The organism is Pseudobutyrivibrio ruminis DSM 9787 (assembly GCF_900218035.1).
Taxonomy (GTDB): Bacteria; Bacillota; Clostridia; order Lachnospirales; family Lachnospiraceae; genus Pseudobutyrivibrio; species Pseudobutyrivibrio ruminis.
In genome coordinates this window covers 45,486-63,742 of sequence record NZ_OBMR01000009.1, presented here as the reverse complement: position 1 = coordinate 63,742, position 18,257 = coordinate 45,486, and the positions used below count along the sequence as shown (strand labels likewise).

The following is an 18,257-nucleotide window of genomic DNA, read 5'->3' as shown; positions in this document are numbered from 1 at the left end:
ATTAGCAAACAAAGTTGTGCTTCAAAATGGAGAAGACAGCATAGTAATATGAGTTTCTGTCGTTTACTTTGTAGAACTGTTGCTCCATAGAAACAGTGGAAATGCTGTCAATAACTTCTGTATCCACAAGATTAGTATAGCATCTAGCCTGAATATAGCTTTTGGTAGCTTTTTTGAAAAAGATACCTTTGAAAAGAGGGCCGATGCAACGCTTGTGATAAACACCACAGATGGTATCTAAAAATTCACCATCAAACTTAAAAGATGTGATGTCGTAATTATATGAATGGTCATAGAGATAAGCTGCAATGCGTGGATCCATAAATGGAGTGTCCACTGACATGAAAAATGCTCTATCTCCTGAAATCATTGTAAGGCAGGAAAGAATGGCGCCTACAGGGCCGGCGTTTCGATAGATATCAGGGATTTCCTGAGCATCAAGGCCCAAATGAGTAAGGTCACCACGCTCATTTACTGAAAGGTAAATCTTATCAAAAAATGGACTGAATTTATCGTAGATATATTCAACCATAGTTTTATCTTCAAAGGGTAAAAGTGCTTTCTTTGTACCCATGCGGGAACTATCGCCACCGCAAAGGATAACTAAAGTCCTATTCATAACATCCTCCTTGCTTTGATAAAATCCATTATATTGATTCTTTGTAGAAAATAAAAGCTAGAAAATGAGTTTAGAAAAAATATTAGAAGATTATTCAAAATCGAATATGTATCCATTCCACATGCCAGGCCATAAGAGAATGCTTGATGGACCATACAAAATAGATATGACAGAAGTGGACGGAGTGGATGATTTGCACGACCCTGAGGAGGTTATAGCAGAGGAGCAAGAAAGGTTAGCCAAAATTTATGGAGCAGATAAAAGCTTTATTCTGGTTGGCGGCTCTACTGTTGGAAACCTTGCTGCGATATACAGCAGCTGCAGTGAAAATGATTTGATTTTAATTCAGAGGAATTCCCATAAAAGTGTTTATAATGGTGCAATCCTAAGACACTTGAAGGTTGGATATATTAATTCTAAGGCAGATGAAAATGGAATATACAGGGCAGCAACTTTAGAAGAGATTAAATCTGCAGTAGAAAAATACGGCAGGCCTAAAGCAATTCTTCTGACGAGTCCTACATATGAGGGATATCATTGCAAGCTAGATGAAATATCAAAGTATTGCTATAAAGAAGGCATAATATTGATTGTGGATCAAGCCCATGGAGCACATCTAGGATTCAATGATGAATTCAAAGAATCTGCAGTAGGAAAAGCAGATATCACTATCCAAAGTCTCCATAAAACTTTACCGGCTCTTACACAGACAGCGGTAATGCATGTGAGTGGAAATAGAGTTGATAGCCGAAAGATAGCTGCAGCCCTTGATATTTTCGAGACTAGTTCACCAAGCTATGTACTGATGAATTCCATTAGTCACTGCATGACCATTCTTGAACAATCCGCGGATATGTTTAGGGATTATGTGGATAACTTACAGGATTTCTACAAGACTAGTGGACAATTAAAACACCTGAAAATAGTCGTTGAATCTGGCGAAACAAAGGACCCGGGAAAGCTTGTAATAATTACAAAGCTCACAAATATCTCCGGGGTGGAGCTGGCAAGAATTCTTAGGGAAAAATACGAAATAGAAACTGAGCTTTCAAGCTTTTCATATTTGCTTGCCATGACAAGCATTATGGATTCCAGGGAAGGTTTTGAGAGATTAAAAAAAGCATTGCTTGAAATTGACGAAGAACTAGAGAATGGAAACGTAGATGTGCCAATGGTCTGGATTGATAGCGAAAAAATAATGGAGCCTTGGGAAGCCAAAAAGGGCGAAGGTCGACAGGTCAACCTTTCACAGGCCACAGGATTTGTATGTCAGGATGAAATTTGTCTTTATCCGCCAGGGGCACCTGTTGTAGTACCAGGGGAAGTCATTTCAGCGGAAGCAATCAAACTGATCCGCCAGGCAAAAGAATGTGGAATACACGTAACGGGAATAAATAATGACTGTATCTACGTTGTCAATTAAGCTTGGCTGAATTATACTTTAGATACAAAAGAAAAAAGAGGACAAAATGGGAAGTATTTATTGCATAATGGGCAAAAGCTCATCGGGAAAAGACACTATATTTAAGCTTTTGCTAGACAAAGGGGATTTGGACTTAAAGCGAATTGTTTCATACACAACCAGACCTATCAGAAGTAATGAAAAGCCTGGTGATGAATACAACTTCGTATCCATCGAGGAAAAGGATAAATTAGTAGAGGCAGGCAAGGTAATCGAAATTCGTAAATACGATACTGTTCACGGCCCATGGTTTTATTTCACTGTAGATGATGGCCAGATCGATTTATCAAAAAATGATTATCTTATCATTGGTACAGTTGAAAGCTTTGTAAAGATTCGTGATTATTACGGAAAAGACGCTGTTTTGCCGATATATATAGAGGTAGATGATGGTGTTCGTCTTTCGAGAGCACTTGAAAGAGAACGCAGTCAGGAACACCCAAAGTACGAAGAGATGTGCAGACGATTCTTGGCTGACCAGCAGGATTTCTCACAGGAGAATCTGGATGCAGCGCAGGTTTCTAATGTCTTCAAAAACGATGATGACAGCAGAATCACTTGCGATAGAATCGCCGCCTTTATAAAAGATAGAAAGGGTTAGCATGGATATTAGAGTAAATGATGTGAGCCAAGTTCAACCTACAGACCAGGCAAAATCCACAGCACCTGTAGATGACACATTCAAATTTACACTTGCAGCAGCCGTAGATGATGCTGAGCTTCAGGAAAAGCTCACAAATCTTTTAAATGACATAACCACTCAGGGAAAACTTTTGTCTGAGCATATGGATATTCGTGACATGAAGCGCTACCGCGGATTGGTCAAGGATTTCCTTAACGAGGTTGTAAATCGAAGCCACAAGTTTTCGCGAGAAAACTTTTTAGACAGACGTGGTCGCCATAGAGTTTATGGTATGATAAAGCTTGTAGATGAGCATATGGATGAGCTGGCAACAGCCCTCGTTCAAGATGAAAAAGACCACATTGATATATTAAATAGAGTAGATGAAATCAGGGGATTGCTCCTTGATATAATCACCTAGATTAGGAGAATTTTGTTAGATGAGCTTTGCGCAGATAGTAGGGCAGGAAGAGGCAAAGAGCCTATTAAGAAATGCAGTTAAAACAGGAAATCATAGCCATGCCTATATTTTCAGCGGTGAAAAAGGCTCTGGAAAGATGATGCTTGCAGAGGCATTTGCAGCAATGCTTCAGTGTGAAAATCCATCTGAAGATGATGCTTGTATGGAATGTCATTCCTGCAAACAAGCTCTATCGAGAAATAATCCTGATATTATTTACGTTAGAAGAGAAGATGGCAAGAATAACATCAGCGTAGATGTAGTACGTGAGCAGATTGTAAATGATGTTGATATCAAGCCATACAGCAGCAAATATAAAATCTATATCGTAGATGAAGCAGAACGAATGAATCCTCAGGCGCAGAATGCCATTCTTAAGACCATTGAGGAACCACCGGAATACGCGATTATCATTCTGCTTACAGCAAATCATAATGCATTTCTTCAGACAATCCTGTCTAGATGCGTTCTTATCCAAATGAAATCCGTAGATACAGAAAGCATAAAGCGGATATTGCAGACACAGTATGAGACCGTTGATTATCAGTCTCAGATGGTGGCAAGCTTTGCCCAGGGAAATGTGGGAAAGGCCATTGCACTTGCTACAGATGTAACTTTCAATGATGTTAAAAATCGTGTTGTTGCCCTATGCAAAAAAGCAAGCAAAATGGATGAGCAGCAGATAGCTGACGAAGTAAAATCCATCAAAGAGGACAACGATAGGGATAAAAAAGAAGATTCTGATAATGAGAAATTTCAGCCATTTATCGAGCAATTGCTAGATTTAATAACTCTTTGGTATCGAGATGTGCTATTATATAAATCGACATCGAGGGATGATTTACTCTTATTTTCAGAGGATGCCTTCGATATTCACGACCAGGCACAGAGCCTGTCATATCATGGCCTAAACGAGATTTTCAATGCAATCTCAGAAACTAGAGCCAGACTAAATGCAAATGTCAATTTTGAATTGACCATTATGCTTCTTATACAGAGGATGAGAAATCCTGAAAACTAAAGGAGACACTAGATGATAAAGGTTATTGGAGTACGCTTCAGAGGAGGCGGAAAAGTATATTATTTTGATCCAAACGGCATAGAGCTTAAGCGTGAGGATCAGGTTATTGTTGAAACAGTTCGCGGTGTTGAAATCGGAACAGTTTTACTTGTAGACAAGGAGATTTCAGATGATGAGGTTCCAGGACCTATCAAGAAAATCATCCGCAAGGCTACAGAAGAAGATGCTAAAAAGGCTATCAAGAACATAGAAAAAGAAAAAGAGGCTATGCGAATTTGCGAGGAGAAAATCGCAAAGCGTGAGCTTGAAATGAAGTTAGTTGGTGCTGAGTACACATTTGACAACAACAAGCTTATTTTCTATTTCACAGCAGATGGACGTATCGATTTCAGAGAGCTTGTAAAGGATCTTGCAGCAGTGTTCCATACACGTATCGAGCTCCGTCAGATTGGTGTTCGTGACGAGACAAAGCTTATGGGCGGTATCGGAATCTGCGGTAGAGAGCTCTGCTGTAAAAGCTGGTTGGGAGATTTTGTCCCAGTATCAATCAAGATGGCAAAGGAGCAGAACCTTTCACTTAACCCTACAAAAATCTCAGGACTTTGCGGCAGACTTATGTGCTGCTTAAAGAACGAGCAGGAGACATACGAATACCTTAATAGCCGCCTTCCAGGAATCAATGACGCAGTCACAACTCCTGAGGGAATCAAAGGTACAGTTCAGTCGGTAAACGTTCTTCGTCAGACTGTACGAGTTCTTTTTGAAGATGGCGATTTAAAAGAGGTAAAGGATTATCCTACATCAGTACTTAAGTTTAAGCCTCGTAAAAAGAAGGTACAGGTTTCTAAGGAAGAGGCAAAGGAACTTGCCGACCTGGAGGATAATTAATGAATAATCTGTTGCAGGAAGACGAGCGACTAGATGATTTACAAATAAATGGATATCAAATAATTCAGCATCCTGACAAATTCTGTTTTGGCATGGATGCTGTCTTGCTATCGGGCTTTGCTAGCGTCAAGGAAGGAGAAAGGGTTCTGGATTTGGGAACAGGCACAGGGATTCTGCCTATTCTTCTTGAAGCAAAGACAGAGGGAAAGCATTTTACTGGCCTTGAAATCCAGCCAGAAAGCGCAGATATGGCACGCCGATCAGTAATGTTTAATCATCTGGAAGAGAAAATTGATATAATAGAAGGTGACATCAAAAGTGCTAGTGAAATCTTTGGAAAAGCTTCCATGGATGTGGTCACCAGCAATCCACCATACATGACAAATCATCATGGATTAAAGAATCCAAACGATGCTAAGGCCATAGCTCGCCATGAGCTGCTTTGCACGCTGGATGATGTGGTGCGAGAAACAGCAGCTGTTTTAAGACAGCGAGGCAGATGTTACTTTGTACATAGACCATCACGCATAGTAGAAATCTTTGAAGCCATGCGAAAGTACAAGCTTGAACCAAAGAGGATGCGTCTGGTTTACCCATACGTGGACAAGGAGCCAAACATGGTTCTGATAGAAGGTGTGCGTGGCGGCGGAGCCCAGCTTACAGTGGAGGCGCCATTGATTGTATACAAAGAGCCAGGCCAGTACACAGATGAAATCTACGAGATATACGGATTAGATAAATAATTATCTTCCGATAGGAGATTATAAATGTCACAGACAGGAACAGTATATTTAGTTGCAACTCCAATAGGAAACCTTGAGGATATGACTTTTCGAGCAGTAAGAATTCTCAAAGAGGTTGATTTGATTGCAGCAGAAGATACAAGAAATTCAATAAAGCTATTAAATCATTTTGAAATAGATACACCAATGACCAGCTACCACGAGTTCAATAAAGTGGAGAAGGCCATAACTCTAATAGAAAAATTAAAAGAAGGTCAGAATATTGCAGTCATCACCGACGCAGGTACACCTGGCATATCAGATCCAGGGGAAGAGCTTGTTAGGATGTGTTACGACGAGGGAATCGAGGTCACATCAGTGCCAGGACCAGCAGCATGTATCACAGCAGTTACCATGTCTGGCCAGGCATGTAGACGATTCGCTTTTGAGGCATTTTTGCCAAAAGACAAGAAAGAACGTCGTAGAGTCTTAGAGGAGACCAGAAACGAGACAAGAACTGTCATTATTTATGAAGCACCACATCATCTGATAGGCACATTGAAAGAGCTTGCAGAGGTGCTTGGTGAGGACAGAGGAATCACACTTTGTAGGGAGCTTACAAAGAAGCATGAAGAAAAAGAGAAGACCACAATCGGTGGAGCTTTAAAATCCTACGAGACGAAAGAGCCTAGAGGAGAGTACGTTCTTGTTATAGCTGGCAAATCTAAAGCAGAGGTTTTAGAAGAAGCAAGAGCGGCATTTGAAGACATGACCATTGAAGAGCACATGGATATGTACTTAAGCAAGGGCATGGATAAAAAGGAAGCCATGAAGGCAGTGGCAAAGGACAGAGGAGTCAGCAAGCGCGATATTTACAACGCTTTGCTATAGGAGATAGGAGAGTATAATGCATTTCATCGTGGATTTGTTTACAAACAAGATTTTTTTAGCACCTGCAGCAGGATGGTTTATTGCGCAGATTATTAAAATCATCATCGATACTGTAAAATCAGGTTTTTGCAAGGAGAGATTATACGGCGGAGGGGGAATGCCAAGCTCTCACTCAGCCACGGTTACAGCGCTTATGGTTGTGACTGGCGCAATTTACGGGGCTTCTTCATTTGAATTTGTAATGGCATTATTCTTTGGAATTGTTGTTATTTATGATGCAAGAGGAGTTCGATTTGAAACACAGCGCCAAGGTAAGGCACTGAACAATCTTAACGAAGAGCGTAAGGAAGAAGGCAAGCAGCCACTTGATATCAACAGATTCAAGGAAAAGATGGGTCACACCATTCCAGAAATAGCTGTTGGAATACTCATCGGAATCATCTGTGCTGTAGTTGTTTTACACCTTAACATATAGAATCTAAGAAGGGGGGAAATGTTTTGGATAAAATTGAAGAACTGAAAAATATGATAGAAGATTCGTCGAAAATCGTATTTTTTGGCGGAGCGGGAGTATCCACAGAAAGTGGAATTCCAGATTTCAGAAGCAAGGACGGCTTGTACAATCAGCATGATGTCAGATTTGACATGTACCAGCCAGAGTATCTACTTAGTCACAGCTGTCTGATTAGGGAGCCAAAGGTTTATTTCGAATTTCATCGACAAAAGATGGATACGCGAAACATCGAGCCAAACAATGCCCATAAATATCTGGCAAAGCTTGAAGAAATGGGTAAGCTCACAGGCGTGGTCACTCAAAATATCGACGGACTACACCAGAAGGCTGGCAGTAAGAAAGTCTATGAAATCCACGGCAGTGCACTTCGTAATTACTGCATGAACTGTGGAACCAGCTATCCAGTAGATTTCATTTTTGATTCAGAGGATGAGATTCCAAAGTGCGATTATTGCGGCGGAACAGTCAGGGCTGATATCACTCTTTACGAAGAGGGATTGCCTGAGGATGCAGTGGAAGGCGCAATCAGAGCCATTTCAGAAGCAGATATGATGATAATTGGCGGAACATCACTTACAGTGTACCCGGCAGCATCATTTGTTAATTACTTCAGAGGAAAATACCTGGTAATAATCAACCAAACCGATTTATCAGTTCGTAGAGCAGAGAACACGCTGGTGATTACCGATAGAATCGGACAGGTGTTTACAGAATTGGCAAAGCTTCAGGGAATAGAATTGTAATTCACTGAAAATAATACAAAAAATACAATAAAAATTCAGTTAAGCCTTGAAAAACGCACGGCTTCATGCTATTATCTTAATTCGTGGTATAAAACATTTATATCCTTGCTAGGCTAGCATTGCTAGTTTGGCCAATAGACCAAAAGGAGGTAGAAAGCATGAACAAGTATGAATTAGCACTCGTTGTTAATGCGAAGATCGAAGACGATGCAAGAACTGCCACAGTTGAAAAGGCAAAGGAGTATATCACTCGCTTTGGTGGACAGATCTCAGACGTCGATGATTGGGGCAAGAAGAGACTTGCTTATGACATTCAGAAGATGAATGAAGGATACTATTACTTCATCCACTTCGATGCTGAGCCAGGCGTACCTGCTCAGATCGAGGAGAATGTTCGCATCATGGACAACGTACTTCGATTCTTATGCGTTAGAGCTGACGAGGCTTAATAGTATAAGATAAGGAGATTAATTATGAATAAAGTTATTCTTATGGGACGTCTCACAAGAGACCCAGAAGTTCGTTACGGTGGAGCAAACAACAGCGCTGTTGCAAGATTTTCATTAGCAGTTGATCGTAGATTTAAGCGCGATGGAGATGAGCAGACAGCTGATTTCATTAACTGTGTTGCATTTGGCAAGACAGGTGAGTTCCTTGAGAAGTATGCTCGCAAGGGCACAAAGTTCGTAGTTGAAGGTCGTATTCAGACAGGCAGCTACACAAACAAGGACGGCCAGAAGGTTTACACTACCGATGTTGTATGTGAGAATGTTGAGTTCGCAGAGAGCAAGAATTCTCAGGGCGGCGGAAACAGCAGCTTCGACGGTGGCGCAGGTTTCGCACCAAGCTCAGATGCAGGCGACGGCTTCATGAATATCCCTGATGGAATTGACGAGGAATTACCGTTCAACTAAGTCAAGGCAACGAAAGCTTTGACTAACATCTATAGGAGGTTAAATCATGGCTTTTAATAAGACAGGCGATGGTCAGCAGAGAAGAAGACCAATGCATAGAAGAAAGAAAGTCTGTGTTTTCTGTGGTAAAGATAACGTTATCGACTACAAGGATACAGCAAAGCTTAAGAAGTACATTTCTGAGCGTGGAAAGATTCTTCCACGTCGTATCACAGGCACATGTGCTAAGCACCAGAGAGCTCTTACAGTAGCTATCAAGCGTGCTCGTCACGTTGCACTTATGCCATACGTACAGGATTAATTCTTGAATTTACAAACAAAGGCGTTTTGAGTCACAATTGTGGCTTGAGGCGCCTTTTTATTTTACAGAAAGAAGGAGATAATGGGGGAAGAAACATGATTAAAATAAACGATTATTTGTATGATGGAGAGACAATTTTTAGGATATTACAGAAATATATAGATGATCTGGAGGAAAACGCATTATCAACTCATAATCAGGTGGACTTAGTGCACTGCGCATTTCTTGAAACTATATATGAGCTTTTAGAGCACAACGAATTTTTAACCTCTCAGTCTCAAAGAATTCGTGAGTTCTATAAATATATGGTAGTAGCATATCCATATTTGGCATTCACCTTTAAGGGGCGAATTAAATCTATTATCCGGTCGGAAGAAAAGTTTAATAGATACATTGTGGACTTCATATATGAATACTATCAGAAGTACCATCATTTCCCAGCGACCCAGGAGATAAAGGAAAAATTAAGTTGTTTTAGGGATGTACTCGCCTATCGAATCGTTATCTCTTTACCTAAGTGTCATTTAAAAAAGGGACAGGATTTAGAAGAGGAAGAGATTAAGCTTTTATATGAAATAGCAAATAAAATGCCTGTGTTCTTGGAATCCCAGGGGTTTACAGTTGTTAAGGCAAATTTGGAAGGGCGTGAATGCTCGGAATTGTTGGATAAAAGTTTGTGGGATACCTATAGAGATTATGTTCATAAGCCAACCAGTTTTGGATATAGATCCTTACATTTAACCTTGTTTGATAATCAGGCAAGGTGCCACGTTGAGGTGCAGCTTAGAACGAAATCCATGGATGATAGTGCTGAAATTGGAGAGTCTAATCATCTGAGATATGTGGAGTCTCAGGAGCAGCAGAAAAACAGAAGATTAGAGATACCGGAAGGGGAATGTGTATTCTTTGATGAGGCTTATGAGAGGGTTGTATCCTTGGAAAATTTAGATTTGGCAAAACTTGATGTAAATATGTTTACTGCAGTAAATAACAGCTTGATAAATGATGGCTGTGGGTTATTTAGGGGACGACAGATTTTACCATTTGAACACTTATCAAGATTTCAAAATGGATTGGTGGACTAAAAATCAATTTCTAACGCAGTATAAATATACACAATTGTGTTATAAACATTCTTGTTGACAAACAAAAGAAAGGATAGATATAATTTTGCACATAAATAAAGCGTGAATGTGCAAAGGGGCATATGTCGATTGACATGTGCCTCTTTTTTTATATTCAAAAACGCATATACGCTAATAAAGGAAAAGGAAGGTAATGGTATGATGAAACGAAAAAAATTAATTGCACTTATTATGACAATGGTTGTTGCCATGGCTATGATTACAGGTTGTGGTGCTAGCTCAAGCTCAAAAAAAGGAGAATATGAGGGAGAGCTGATTATGGCTACTAACGCGACATTCCCTCCATACGAGTTTGTTGAGAATGGTGAGTATGAGGGAATAGATGTTGAAATAGCAGGAAAGATAGCAGAGGAATTAAATCTAGAGCTTGTTATTGAGGACGTGGAGTTTGGTTCTATCATAGCAGGTGTTGAGAGTGGTAAATACGATATGGGAATGGCTGGAATGACAGTCACAGATGAGAGAAAAGAGAGCGTAAACTTTTCTGAGACATATGCGGTAGCAGTTCAGTCAGTTATAGTTCCAGCAGGTTCTGATATCAAATCCATTGATGATATTTCAGCTGATACAAAGATTGGTGTGCAGCAGGATACAACAGGTGATATCTATGCTACAGACGATTATGGCGATGAAGCAATTGTTCGCTACAAGGCAGGTCCAGATGCTGTTCAGGCTTTGGCGTCAGGCAAAGTTGATTGCGTAATCATCGATAAGGAGCCAGCAAAGGCTTATGTGGCAGCAAATGATGGACTTGAGTTGCTTGAGTCAGCATATGCAGAAGAGGAGTATGCAATCTGTGTAGCAAAGGGAAATGATGAGCTTCTTGAAAAGATTAATACAGCTTTGACTAAGCTTAAATCAGATGGAACTATAGATGAGATTGTTAGCAAATATATTTCTGCTGAGGATTAAAGATGATGTGGTTCAGTAATTTTATTTCAGATTTCAAATTTGTTTTTTTAGAGAGTGAAAGATATAAGCTAATCATCGAAGGATTATTTGTAACACTGGAAATCACATTGTTTGCAGTGTTGATAGGTATAGCTCTTGGTACTGTAGTGGCATCCATTCGTTCAACCTATGATAAGAACATTGAAAGTCTGAAGAAAAGAAAAAATTTAGGATACTACGTATTATGTGTTTGCAATGTAATTTGCAAAATATATCTAACAGTAATTAGAGGTACGCCAACAGTAGTACAGCTTTTAATTGCCTATTTCATAGTATTTGCTACATCAAACAATGATGTTCAGATAGCAGTGTTTGCCTTTGGAATTAACTCAGGTGCATATGTGGCAGAAATAATTCGAGCAGGAATTATGGCAGTGCCAGAGGGACAGTTTGAGGCAGGACGTTCACTTGGATTTAATTACCTTCAGACGATGTTTCATATAATCATTCCGCAGATGGTAAAGAATGTATTACCTGCTCTTTGTAATGAGTTCATTGTGCTTATAAAGGAGACATCAATTGCAGGTTATATCGGAATTACTGATTTAACAAAGGCAGGAGATTTAATTCGAGGACGTACATTTTCAGCATTTCTTCCGCTGTTTGGTGTGGCAGTTATCTACCTTCTTTTAGTACTTGTATTAACATATCTCGTTGGAAAATTGGAAAGGAGGTTACGAGCTAATGAAAGATAACAAAATAATTCGAGTGGAAAACCTGAAGAAATATTACAAGGGTGGAACCATAAAGGCGCTTGATAATATTTCAATTAATGTAGATGAGGGAGAGGTTGTTGTAATTATTGGACCTTCTGGTTCGGGAAAATCAACACTTTTACGCTCGCTGAACCTCTTAGAGATTCCAACAGAGGGAAATATATTTGTAGATGATGTTTTAATTACAGACCCTAAGACAGATATCAACAAGCATCGTCAAAAAATGGGAATGGTGTTCCAGCATTTTAATCTATTTCCTAACATGAATATCTTGAAAAACCTTACAATTGCACCTACAAGACTTTTAGGAAAGTCAAATGACGAGGCAACGGAATATGCAATGGAGCTTTTGGAAAGAGTTGGTTTGGCAGATAGGGCGACGGCTTTCCCAAGCCAACTGTCAGGTGGTCAAAAGCAACGTATCGCAATTGTCAGAGCCCTTTGCATGAATCCTAAGATTATGTTATTTGATGAGCCCACATCAGCCCTCGATCCAGAAATGGTAGGAGAGGTTTTGGATGTAATGAAGGAGCTGGCTGCCCAAGGAATGAGCATGGTAGTTGTTACTCACGAGATGGGATTTGCCCGAGAGGTAGCAGACAAGGTAGTCTTCATGGATGCAGGTCAGTTGATTGAGCAGGGGACACCAGAGCAGATTTTTGAGCATCCACAGTCAGAAAGACTTAAAACATTTTTAGACAAAGTAATATAGGAGAAAGCAAAGGCGCTTTACATTCATAGTGATGTAGTGCCTTTTTATTTTGGAAAAATGTTGAAAATAAATGAAGAAATGTTGCAGCTGACAAAAAATATGGTAGCTGTAAGCAGTGTAAATACTACAAAGGGAGAAAAGAATATAGGGCTCTTCATTGAAGAATATTTAAGAGCAATACCATATTTTAAAGAACATCCTAAGCAGGTTATTGTGCAGACACTTAAGAACGATAAGTTGGAACGAAGAAATGTGTTTGCACTGTTGCTTGGCCAGAAGGATAAAAATAATAAAACCATAATTTTCCATGGTCACACAGATACCGTTGGGGTGGAAGATTATGGAGCGCTTTCTGGATATGCTTTTGATTGTGATGGTTTGGCAGAACAGTTAAAGCAGATTGAATTGTCAGAAGAAGTCAAAAAGGATTTGGAGTCAGGTGAATATTTATTTGGTCGCGGTGCCTGTGACATGAAAAGCGGTGATGCAGTATTCATGATTTTGCTTAAGGAACTATCTGAGCATGTAGATAATTTGTCTGGTAATATTCTTCTTTCCTTGAATCCTGTTGAGGAGAATCTTCATACGGGAATTATTGAAGGAATAGAAGTAATTGAAAATCTGAAAAAAGAATATAACTTAGAGTACGTATTGGCGATAAATAATGACTACACTTGCCCTATGTATCCAGGGGACAAGCATCATTATATATACACTGGTGTAGGCGGAAAGCTTCTTCCATGCTTTTATATTCAGGGACGTGAAACACATGTGGGACAGTGCTTCGAAGGTTATGATCCTACCACAGTAATGGCGGAGTTAATAAAGGAATTAAATTTGAATCCTGAGTATTCGGATTCCTACGAGGGGGAATATGCTCTGCCTCCTACACTTTTGAAAAGTAAGGATTTGAAGGGCTGGTATAACGTGCAGACAGCCAAGGAAGCTTTGGTATATTTTAATTATTTTGTTTTGAATTCAGATGTTCGTGACATAACTAAAAAGCTTCTGACTGCAGGTGATAAGGCTGTTAGAAGAGCTACAGCAGATTTGAATAATAAGTACAAAGCCTATTGTGAAAAGTCGGGAAAAGATTTTCAGCAGATAAAAAACAGCTGGTCTGTCATGTCATATGAAGATTTATATCAGATGGTAAAGAATCAGGATGAATCCATAGATAAAATTCTTGCTGAGGAGACTGTAAAGCTACAGGAGGCTGGAGTGGATAAAAGGGAGATTCCCGTATCGTATATACAAATTTTGCTTGCAAGGGCAAATATTTATCATCCAGTTGTAGTGCTTTACTATGCAACTCCTTATTGTCCACATAATACCTTGAAAAAGGATGATGAAACAGTGGATAAGCTTGGAGAAATTCTTAAGACTGTGGAAAAAGAATATAACATCACATATAAGATGGATGGATTTTTTCCGAGTCTGTCAGATAGCAGCTATTTATCACTAGATGATTCCATGGAATCAATTGCTACACTTAAACGAAATTTTCCTCAGATGCAGCAGCTATATCCATTGCCTTTGGAACAGATTAAAAAGCTGAATATTAAAGCTGTCAATTTTGGAGTTTACGGAAAAGATGCTCATAAAAGCACAGAGAGATTACAGATACCATATAGCTTTGGAGTGTTACCAAATCTGATTATGAAAACTACGGAGGTATTTTTAAATGTTTGTTAAAAATGGTACGGGGGAATTAAAGAAGGTTTTGGTTTCAAGACCTGAGTATTTAAAGCCAGCGCCAATAAATGAAATAGCTAAAAAGTGGAAGGATACCACTATGGATGTGGAGGTTATGCTTCGTGAACATGAGGAGTTTGTAAAAAGCTATGAGGATGCTGGTATTGAGGTGGAGTTTTTAGACGCAGATGATGAGCGCCCAAACTCAGTTTTTGCAAGAGATTTTGGTGGGTGTGTAAAGGAAGGATATATCCTTGGAAACTTCAAGCTGGACATGCGCTACATGGAACATGTTGATTATGAGAAGCGTATGGCTGAGCTTGGTATTCCAAAAATAGGAGAAGTGAAGAAGGGACTCTTTGAGGGGGGAGACTTCATGTTTATGAGTGAAAAATGGGTAGCGGTAGGTATGGCTGACAGAACTGATGAGGAAGGTCTAAAGGAGCTGAAAGCCATATTGGAGCCGCTTGGATATGAAGTGACTGGAGTTCCTCTTAAGAAAGAATATTTACATTTAGATATGTGTTTTAACTTGGTAGATGATCATTTGGCTGTGGCATATGTGGATGGCTTGCCAGAGGATTTCAAGGAGCTTTTGAAAGAAAGAGGAGTGGAATTAATACCTGTTCCCGAGGAGGCAATCTTTTTACATGGCTGTAATTTACAGGCTCTTGGAAATCATACCGTACTCTCGCTTAAGCAGAATAAAAAGGTTAATGAGGAATTGGTAAAAAGAGGCATGAAGGTAATAGAGATGGACATTACCGAAATTTTAAAGGCAGGCGGCGGACCACATTGCATGACATTTCCGCTTGAACGTATATAAATAATTATGAAGGGACACTATAGTAATGAGTATTTTTTTAGTAGATGAATATAAAGAGATGGAGCCTTATGTTCCAGGGGAACAGCCAAAGGATAAGTTATACATTAAATTAAATGCAAATGAGACCTCGCTGCCACCTTCACCAAAGGTATTTGAGGCAATTTCAAAAAGCGAGATTTGGAATATGAGCTATTACGCCGATCCACATTGTCATGAATTTCGTAAAGCAGTTGCATCTGTATATGGAGTGACAGAAGAAGAGGTTTTTGTAGGTAACGGAGCAGATGAGGTACTATCCTTTGTACTTATGAGCTTCTTCAGAAGAGGAATGAAGATATATTTCCCAGATATTACATATGGTTTCTATCGTACTTATGCAAAGACCTATGGACTTGATATGGAGGAGATCCCAGTTAAGGATGACTTTTCAATCGACATAAATGATTACATGGATTTGGAAGGAGATATTATTTTTGCAAATCCTAATAATCCTACGGGAAAAGCAATTCCAATAGCGGATATTGAAAAGCTTGTTAAAAAGAATCCTAACAGAATGGTAATAGTGGATGAGGCATATGCAGATTACTGGGGAGAGACATGTTTGCCGCTCGCTACAAAATATCCAAATCTTGTTGTTGTTCGTACTTTCTCAAAATCTAGAAATATGGCGGGAACACATATTGGCTTTGCCATAGCGTCAAAAGAAATTATTGCTGATATGAATAGCATAAAGTTTTCTTTTAATCCATTTAATCTTAATTCTGTTACTATGGCAGCTGGAATTGCAGCAGTGAAGGACACTTATTATCTGGATAAATGCATTAACAGAATTGTAACCAATCGAGAGCAGTTCAAATCAGATTTGGAGAAGCTGGGATTTCATGTTATTCCATCAAAGGCAAACTTTGTATTTTGTTATCATGATGCAATTTCTTCATCGGAGCTTTGTGAGAAGCTGAAAGAAGAAGGAATTCTCACTCGTCACTTTGCTGATGAAAAACTAGATAAATATCTTCGAATCACCATTGGAACAGAACAGGAAATGGCTGTTGTACTGATTGCAATCAAGGAGATTTTAGCGGAGGTAAAGGTTTGAAAAAAATTGTAATTGCGGATTATGAAAGCGCACTGGAAGAGGATTATTCCATCACAATTGAAAGCATTGAAGAGGCACTTGGAGAGCCAGTTGATACGGTAGTGCATGCCTATAAGGATAAGGATGATTTTATCAAGGTATTGCAGGATGCAGATGGGCTGGTCACTGGATTTATTGAGGCTGATGAAGAGATACTGGCCGCATGTCCAAGCTTAAAATGTATTTCAGTTAGTGGTGTGGGATATTCAAATATCAATCTTGAGAGCGCTAAGCAGAACAATGTGGCAGTGTGCCATATTCAGGAATATTGTACGCAGGAGGTGGCAGAACATGCCATTGCACTGATGTGTGCCCTGAATCGTAATCTGAAATTCTATGACAGACAAATCAATGATAAGAGGGAGTGGAAGTATTATTCAATAGATGGAAATCCTAATTTATGCAGTCAGACACTGGCTATATTTGGATTTGGGAAAATTGGCAGACGTGTGGCAACAATAGCTATTGCCCTTGGAATGAAGGTTTTGGCTGTGGATCCATACGCTGCCAGTGAGTATGATGTGGCTGGAGTGGAGTTTGTGAACAAAAAGGAGGCATTCTCCAGAGCTGACATTATTACTAATCATATGAATCTTACCGAGGAAAACAGACACTTTTTTGATGAGGATGCTTTTGTTAAAATGAAGCGTAGACCGATATTTATTAATGTAGGGCGTGGAGGCAGCGTTAATGAACAGGCTCTTGTAAATGCTCTGAATAGGGGATTGATTAGAGGCGCGGGCATAGATGTTCTTGAAGAAGAGAATCCAGATTTAAATATATGTAGTTTGCTTCACCGAAAAAATGTAATCATAACACCTCACAGTGCGTTCTACAGTCAGGAGTCTATCGAGAAACTACAAAGAATCAGTGGGGCAAATCTCGGATATTTCCTCGCTGGAAAAAATGAGGAGATTACTGAATTAGTTAGGTAAGATGAGTGTATTAGTTTCAATCACATTAAAAATTTTTGTTTTGATGGCGGCAGGATTTTTTGCTGCACATTTTAAAATTATGGATGAGGCTGTGAAGAAAGGATTATCAGAAATGTTGATATACATCTTTCTTCCAGCTAATTTGTTTGTATCATCGCAGGCAGATTTTTCTACCAGGCAGATGATAGGAATTGGTTATACTATCGTATTTACGTTAGTATACTATGCTATTGTTATTTCATTATGTTATTTAGGCAGTCGCCCTTTCTTTAAGGATAAGACCAAGAGTGGAATGTTTGCTTTGCTTATCGCATTTGCCAATACTGGCTTTATTGGCATGTCTATTATTAGAGAAACTGTGGCTGGCTCAGGTCTTTTATATGCAGCAGTATATAATTGCATTTTTGATGTAGTATATTTTTCTATAGGCGTAATGCTTTTGCAGAGCGAGAAGGAAAAGATTTCCATCTATGCAATTATGAAGAATGCAATCATATGGATTGCTATCGCTGCAATTATTCTTTATGTGATTCCATATCGTTTCCCAGTGGTTTTAACAGAGACAGTAGATGTGTTAGGCGGATGTATGCTTCCTGTTTCAATGATGATTATTGGTGCGGAGCTTTATACTATTAAGCCTGACGAAGTACTAAAAGATAAGGTGGCTTACATTACATCCTTCTTTAGAATGATTTTGGTGCCAGCTATTACACTTGTGGTTTTGATTTTTTTACATGTGGAAAAGTCACTTGCTATGACAATGGTTCTGTTGACAGCAATGCCATCAGGCTCACTTAATGTAATCATAGGACGCAAGTATGATGCAGATGTAAAATATGCTACCACAACAATTATGCAAAATACGATTATCATGCTTTTGACCTTACCAGCATTTATTTACCTGTGTGAGAGATTCTTAATTTAAGAGTCGGGGGCATAGTAACCGGTAATGACTGACAATGCATCCATATTATTGGACAGTAAG

The 18,257-nt window shown here is 39.3% G+C and carries 22 protein-coding genes; 21 read left to right on the top strand and 1 reads right to left on the bottom strand.

The genetic code is table 11. The features are described 5' to 3' along the window. Position 1: 1 nt before the first annotated feature. Positions 2 to 619, bottom strand: a complete 618-nt coding sequence (gene mobA / locus CRN97_RS10205) for a molybdenum cofactor guanylyltransferase (RefSeq protein WP_097076812.1) — start codon at positions 617 to 619, stop codon at positions 2 to 4. 64 nt (positions 620 to 683) lie between these two features. On the opposite strand from mobA, the gene CRN97_RS10200 reads away from it, so the two are divergent. The 21 genes from CRN97_RS10200 (at position 684) to CRN97_RS10100 (ending at position 18,197) form a co-directional block, all read left to right on the top strand. Beyond that, the gene (locus CRN97_RS10200; protein WP_097076811.1) at positions 684 to 2,042 is read left to right on the top strand and encodes an aminotransferase class I/II-fold pyridoxal phosphate-dependent enzyme; all 1,359 of its coding nucleotides are present in this window, start codon (positions 684 to 686) and stop codon (positions 2,040 to 2,042) included. Between the two features lie 46 nt (positions 2,043 to 2,088). Next, the gene (locus CRN97_RS10195; protein ID WP_179670737.1) at positions 2,089 to 2,682 is read left to right on the top strand and encodes a nucleoside/nucleotide kinase family protein; all 594 of its coding nucleotides are present in this window, start codon (positions 2,089 to 2,091) and stop codon (positions 2,680 to 2,682) included. A 1-nt stretch (position 2,683) separates the two neighbouring features. Further along, positions 2,684 to 3,124, top strand: coding sequence for a YaaR family protein (locus tag CRN97_RS10190; protein ID WP_033152486.1), 441 nt, complete (start codon positions 2,684 to 2,686; stop codon positions 3,122 to 3,124). A gap of 19 nt (positions 3,125 to 3,143) precedes the next feature. Then, positions 3,144 to 4,184 carry a DNA polymerase III subunit delta' gene (holB, locus tag CRN97_RS10185; protein WP_097076810.1) on the top strand — a complete coding sequence of 347 codons (1,041 nt, stop codon included), beginning with the start codon at positions 3,144 to 3,146 and terminating at the stop codon, positions 4,182 to 4,184. Positions 4,185 to 4,196: 12 nt separating this feature from the next. After that, the gene (locus tag CRN97_RS10180; RefSeq protein ID WP_074791112.1) at positions 4,197 to 5,072 is read left to right on the top strand and encodes a PSP1 domain-containing protein; all 876 of its coding nucleotides are present in this window, start codon (positions 4,197 to 4,199) and stop codon (positions 5,070 to 5,072) included. After that, the gene (locus CRN97_RS10175) at positions 5,072 to 5,815 is read left to right on the top strand and encodes a tRNA1(Val) (adenine(37)-N6)-methyltransferase (RefSeq protein ID WP_097076809.1); all 744 of its coding nucleotides are present in this window, start codon (positions 5,072 to 5,074) and stop codon (positions 5,813 to 5,815) included. The genes CRN97_RS10180 and CRN97_RS10175 overlap by 1 nt, the downstream gene beginning before the upstream one ends. Before the next feature lie 24 nt (positions 5,816 to 5,839). Further along, positions 5,840 to 6,685 carry a 16S rRNA (cytidine(1402)-2'-O)-methyltransferase gene (gene rsmI / locus CRN97_RS10170; protein WP_097076808.1) on the top strand — a complete coding sequence of 282 codons (846 nt, stop codon included), beginning with the start codon at positions 5,840 to 5,842 and terminating at the stop codon, positions 6,683 to 6,685. 16 nt (positions 6,686 to 6,701) lie between these two features. Continuing rightward, entirely contained in the window at positions 6,702 to 7,160 is a 459-nt protein-coding gene (locus CRN97_RS10165; protein ID WP_097076807.1) for a divergent PAP2 family protein, read from the top strand. 23 nt (positions 7,161 to 7,183) lie between these two features. After that, a complete protein-coding gene (locus CRN97_RS10160) occupies positions 7,184 to 7,942 on the top strand; it encodes an NAD-dependent protein deacylase (RefSeq protein WP_090481942.1) in 759 nt (252 codons plus the stop codon). Positions 7,943 to 8,100: 158 nt separating this feature from the next. Next, a complete protein-coding gene (rpsF, locus tag CRN97_RS10155) occupies positions 8,101 to 8,391 on the top strand; it encodes a 30S ribosomal protein S6 (RefSeq protein ID WP_044939204.1) in 291 nt (96 codons plus the stop codon). A gap of 24 nt (positions 8,392 to 8,415) precedes the next feature. Further along, a complete protein-coding gene (locus tag CRN97_RS10150) occupies positions 8,416 to 8,856 on the top strand; it encodes a single-stranded DNA-binding protein (protein ID WP_033152471.1) in 441 nt (146 codons plus the stop codon). A gap of 46 nt (positions 8,857 to 8,902) precedes the next feature. After that, positions 8,903 to 9,157: a 30S ribosomal protein S18 gene (gene rpsR / locus CRN97_RS10145; RefSeq protein ID WP_028234190.1), complete on the top strand. Its 255-nt coding sequence runs from the start codon at positions 8,903 to 8,905 to the stop codon at positions 9,155 to 9,157. A gap of 95 nt (positions 9,158 to 9,252) precedes the next feature. After that, on the top strand, positions 9,253 to 10,242 hold the full coding sequence (locus CRN97_RS10140; RefSeq protein ID WP_097076806.1) for a nucleotidyltransferase family protein: 990 nt from the start codon (positions 9,253 to 9,255) through the stop codon (positions 10,240 to 10,242). A gap of 201 nt (positions 10,243 to 10,443) precedes the next feature. Continuing rightward, positions 10,444 to 11,214: a transporter substrate-binding domain-containing protein gene (locus CRN97_RS10135; protein WP_097076858.1), complete on the top strand. Its 771-nt coding sequence runs from the start codon at positions 10,444 to 10,446 to the stop codon at positions 11,212 to 11,214. 5 nt (positions 11,215 to 11,219) lie between these two features. Then, entirely contained in the window at positions 11,220 to 11,948 is a 729-nt protein-coding gene (locus CRN97_RS10130) for an amino acid ABC transporter permease (protein ID WP_097076857.1), read from the top strand. Then, positions 11,938 to 12,681 (top strand): amino acid ABC transporter ATP-binding protein, encoded by a 744-nt coding sequence (locus CRN97_RS10125; protein ID WP_090531040.1) that lies wholly within the window; start codon positions 11,938 to 11,940, stop codon positions 12,679 to 12,681. The genes CRN97_RS10130 and CRN97_RS10125 overlap by 11 nt, the downstream gene beginning before the upstream one ends. Before the next feature lie 57 nt (positions 12,682 to 12,738). Further along, positions 12,739 to 14,376, top strand: a complete 1,638-nt coding sequence (locus CRN97_RS10120) for a M20/M25/M40 family metallo-hydrolase (RefSeq protein ID WP_097076856.1) — start codon at positions 12,739 to 12,741, stop codon at positions 14,374 to 14,376. Then, the gene (locus tag CRN97_RS10115) at positions 14,366 to 15,202 is read left to right on the top strand and encodes a dimethylarginine dimethylaminohydrolase family protein (RefSeq protein ID WP_097076805.1); all 837 of its coding nucleotides are present in this window, start codon (positions 14,366 to 14,368) and stop codon (positions 15,200 to 15,202) included. Before CRN97_RS10120 ends, CRN97_RS10115 begins: the two co-directional genes overlap by 11 nt. Before the next feature lie 25 nt (positions 15,203 to 15,227). Beyond that, complete coding sequence (gene hisC / locus CRN97_RS10110; protein WP_097076804.1) at positions 15,228 to 16,298, top strand: histidinol-phosphate transaminase; 1,071 nt, start codon at positions 15,228 to 15,230, stop codon at positions 16,296 to 16,298. After that, complete coding sequence (locus CRN97_RS10105) at positions 16,295 to 17,272, top strand: NAD(P)-dependent oxidoreductase (RefSeq protein WP_179670736.1); 978 nt, start codon at positions 16,295 to 16,297, stop codon at positions 17,270 to 17,272. The genes hisC and CRN97_RS10105 overlap by 4 nt, the downstream gene beginning before the upstream one ends. A gap of 1 nt (position 17,273) precedes the next feature. Continuing rightward, positions 17,274 to 18,197: an AEC family transporter gene (locus CRN97_RS10100; protein WP_097076802.1), complete on the top strand. Its 924-nt coding sequence runs from the start codon at positions 17,274 to 17,276 to the stop codon at positions 18,195 to 18,197. Positions 18,198 to 18,257: the final 60 nt, after the last annotated feature.

Coding starts and splice junctions, on each gene's coding strand:
- CRN97_RS10180 (WP_074791112.1), top strand. CDS start 4,197: ATGATAAAGGTTATTGGAGTACGCTTCAGAGGAGGCGGAAAAGTATAT.
- CRN97_RS10165 (WP_097076807.1), top strand. CDS start 6,702: ATGCATTTCATCGTGGATTTGTTTACAAACAAGATTTTTTTAGCACCT.
- rsmI (WP_097076808.1), top strand. CDS start 5,840: ATGTCACAGACAGGAACAGTATATTTAGTTGCAACTCCAATAGGAAAC.
- holB (WP_097076810.1), top strand. CDS start 3,144: ATGAGCTTTGCGCAGATAGTAGGGCAGGAAGAGGCAAAGAGCCTATTA.
- rpsR (WP_028234190.1), top strand. CDS start 8,903: ATGGCTTTTAATAAGACAGGCGATGGTCAGCAGAGAAGAAGACCAATG.
- CRN97_RS10120 (WP_097076856.1), top strand. CDS start 12,739: ATGTTGAAAATAAATGAAGAAATGTTGCAGCTGACAAAAAATATGGTA.
- CRN97_RS10200 (WP_097076811.1), top strand. CDS start 684: ATGAGTTTAGAAAAAATATTAGAAGATTATTCAAAATCGAATATGTAT.
- CRN97_RS10115 (WP_097076805.1), top strand. CDS start 14,366: ATGTTTGTTAAAAATGGTACGGGGGAATTAAAGAAGGTTTTGGTTTCA.
- mobA (WP_097076812.1), bottom strand. CDS start 619: ATGAATAGGACTTTAGTTATCCTTTGCGGTGGCGATAGTTCCCGCATG.
- CRN97_RS10125 (WP_090531040.1), top strand. CDS start 11,938: ATGAAAGATAACAAAATAATTCGAGTGGAAAACCTGAAGAAATATTAC.
- CRN97_RS10135 (WP_097076858.1), top strand. CDS start 10,444: ATGAAACGAAAAAAATTAATTGCACTTATTATGACAATGGTTGTTGCC.
- CRN97_RS10140 (WP_097076806.1), top strand. CDS start 9,253: ATGATTAAAATAAACGATTATTTGTATGATGGAGAGACAATTTTTAGG.
- hisC (WP_097076804.1), top strand. CDS start 15,228: ATGAGTATTTTTTTAGTAGATGAATATAAAGAGATGGAGCCTTATGTT.
- CRN97_RS10130 (WP_097076857.1), top strand. CDS start 11,220: ATGTGGTTCAGTAATTTTATTTCAGATTTCAAATTTGTTTTTTTAGAG.
- CRN97_RS10100 (WP_097076802.1), top strand. CDS start 17,274: ATGAGTGTATTAGTTTCAATCACATTAAAAATTTTTGTTTTGATGGCG.
- CRN97_RS10175 (WP_097076809.1), top strand. CDS start 5,072: ATGAATAATCTGTTGCAGGAAGACGAGCGACTAGATGATTTACAAATA.
- CRN97_RS10190 (WP_033152486.1), top strand. CDS start 2,684: ATGGATATTAGAGTAAATGATGTGAGCCAAGTTCAACCTACAGACCAG.
- rpsF (WP_044939204.1), top strand. CDS start 8,101: ATGAACAAGTATGAATTAGCACTCGTTGTTAATGCGAAGATCGAAGAC.
- CRN97_RS10150 (WP_033152471.1), top strand. CDS start 8,416: ATGAATAAAGTTATTCTTATGGGACGTCTCACAAGAGACCCAGAAGTT.
- CRN97_RS10195 (WP_179670737.1), top strand. CDS start 2,089: ATGGGAAGTATTTATTGCATAATGGGCAAAAGCTCATCGGGAAAAGAC.